This window comes from Bradyrhizobium sp. SHOUNA76, from assembly GCF_023006445.1.
Lineage (GTDB): Bacteria > Pseudomonadota > Alphaproteobacteria > Rhizobiales > Xanthobacteraceae > Bradyrhizobium.
The window spans coordinates 1-2,203 of the sequence record NZ_JALBHA010000744.1; the positions used below are offsets into that span (position 1 = coordinate 1).

Annotated in this window: 2 protein-coding genes and 1 pseudogene; 2 read left to right on the forward strand and 1 reads right to left on the reverse strand. The window is 65.2% G+C overall.

Annotated elements, in window-relative coordinates; all coding sequences use genetic code 11:
* Positions 1-384: 384 nt before the first annotated feature.
* Positions 385-792 carry an NADH:ubiquinone oxidoreductase subunit NDUFA12 gene (locus MOV74_RS36495; protein ID WP_246932161.1) on the forward strand — a complete coding sequence of 136 codons (408 nt, stop codon included), beginning with the start codon at positions 385-387 and terminating at the stop codon, positions 790-792.
* Between the two features lie 502 nt (positions 793-1,294).
* Here the strand turns inward: MOV74_RS36495 and MOV74_RS36500 are convergent.
* On the reverse strand, positions 1,295-1,981 hold the full coding sequence (locus MOV74_RS36500) for a DJ-1/PfpI family protein (protein WP_246932164.1): 687 nt from the start codon (positions 1,979-1,981) through the stop codon (positions 1,295-1,297).
* A gap of 95 nt (positions 1,982-2,076) precedes the next feature.
* Here MOV74_RS36500 and MOV74_RS36505 point away from each other — a divergent pair.
* Positions 2,077-2,203 (forward strand): annotated as a pseudogene (locus tag MOV74_RS36505) (GlxA family transcriptional regulator); the annotation flags it as partial.

Sequence of the window (2,203 nt, forward strand, 5' to 3'; positions counted from 1 at the left end):
CGCCACCACCGCCGCCGATGTGGGCACCACCACCGCCCCCACGGCCGCCGCCGCCGGGCCCCTGTGCGAAGCTCGGGGAGGTCATGGGTAAAACGAGCGCCAGCGCTGCGGCGACGCTCAAAAATTTCAGACTGTTCATGGTCAAACTCCTTTCCCGGAAGCAAACCCTATGAATGGGCTGGGGTTCCTGGGATCACGCCGGTTTGCGTGCGACCGGAAGCCTCGCTCGCGACCCCTGTACCCGGCATGAACGGATCGCGTCCGATTTGCGGCAGCGCTTGTGTCGCGGCCACGCATTTGGGGAGGAGCGCCGCCGCCCCCGCCGAACTGGACATTTCGCCGCCCGGATGGCATCAGGGCCCGACGAAGCAGGGCCCTTGCCGCATGAAACAATTCTTCCTCAAGTTCTTCACCTGGTGGAATGGCCAGACTTTTGGCACCCAACTCTGGACCAAGCGGTACGGGGAGCTGGTCGGCCAGGACGAGCAGGGCAATCTCTACTATCGCACCCGCGGCGGGGCAGTCGATCCGACCCTCGGCTTCGAGCGGCGCTGGGTGGTCTATAACGGCTATGCCGAAGCGAGCCGGATCCCGCCGTCGTGGCACGGCTGGATCCATCATGTCGTCGATGTGCCGCCGACCGAGGCCAACTATCAGCCGCGCGAGTGGGAAAAGCCGCACCTGCCCAATCTCACCGGCACGGCAAAAGCCTATCGTCCATCCGGCTCGACCCTTGCCAGCGGCAAGCGGCCGAAGGCGACCGGCGACTATCAGCCCTGGACGCCTGGCTAGTCTTCGGCCTCCGCGATCTTCATCGTCAAATTGGATGCATGCGCATCCGCCGCGCCTTGCTGTGGACAATGGGAACAGCGGGGACGGCGGTTGCTGGGCCGTTGCGCCAACGCGGGCGATGCGGCTCAATGATCCCATCTTACGGAGATGGGAGACCATCGCGTTCGGTTCGGGCAACAGTTCGCGACTGTCCCGAAATGCAGCGGCCGCCGACCAGGGCTCGATCGGGAGATAGGCCCCCGGTCTGGAAGCTCCGAAATCGCCCGATGAAATGTGCAGCCGCCGTAAGGCAGGAAAGGCCGCTTGGGAAACCGAGCGGCCTTTTTCTTTGAGGGACCAGCACGAAGGTCTCGTGCCCCGGACGCAGCACAGCGTCTGTTCGACGGTGCGCTGCAGAGCCGGGGCCCAACTTGCAGGGACCGTGTGTAGCTTCTGGGTCCCGGCTCTGCGGAGCGTCACTGCGTGCCGCACCGCGTCCGCGACGCGAGAGCATCGGCGCGCGCTACATCACCCGCTCAGCCGCACGCTTGACGGCTTCAAGCCGCCGCGCCTGGTTCTGCGCACCGCGCTCCCTGAGAAGAGCCAGCACTTCCGCCGGCGCAGTGTCGGGCGAGCCCGAATTGAACGGCGGGGCGGGATTGTATTCCATCTGGAGCTGGATTGCTTCCGCCGTGGTGCGATCGATCATGATCGACACCAGCGTCAGCGCGAAATCGATTCCCGCGGTGACACCGCCGCCGGTGATGCGGTTGCGGTCGACGCAGACGCGCGTCCTGGTCGGCGTGGCGCCGAACTGGCCGAGCATCTCCATCGCGCTCCAATGGGTCGCGGCGCGGTAGCCCTTGAGCAGGCCGGCGGCGCCGAGCGCCAGCGATCCCGTGCAGACCGAGGTGACGTATTTTGCGCCCTCGGCCTGCTTGCGCAGAAAGGCGAGCACCTCCTCATCGTTAAGCAGGTCGTTGGTGCCGCCGCCGCCTGGCACGCAGATCACGTCGAGCTGCGGGCAATCCGCGAACGTCGTGGTCGGCGTCAGCATGAGCACGGAATCGCTCGGCACCGGCTCGATCCGCTTCCAGATCAGGTGCAGGTTTGCGCCGGGCACCATGGAAAACACCTGCAAGGGACCGGTGAAGTCGAGCTGGGTGACGCGCGGAAACACCAGGATTCCGATCTGGAGCGGTGGCGACATCGGCAGGTCCTCCAAAGATGAGCTTGACGCGCGAAGATTGGCATGCTGCCTTTGTGTCTGAAATGGCATAATTCCCTCTATTTCGGACATGGCCTATGATCGGCATCCTGATCTACCCGGATTTCCAGCTGCTCGACGCGGCCGGCCCGATCTCGGTGTTCGAGGTCGCGGCACGCTGCGCCGGCAAGCCGCTTGCGCTCCGCGTGCTGGCGCTGAATGCCG

Excerpts from the sequence above, each read along its gene's own strand:
- MOV74_RS36495 (WP_246932161.1), top strand. The coding sequence starts at position 385 with ATGAAACAATTCTTCCTCAAGTTCTTCACCTGGTGGAATGGCCAGACT.
- MOV74_RS36500 (WP_246932164.1), bottom strand. The coding sequence starts at position 1,981 with ATGTCGCCACCGCTCCAGATCGGAATCCTGGTGTTTCCGCGCGTCACC.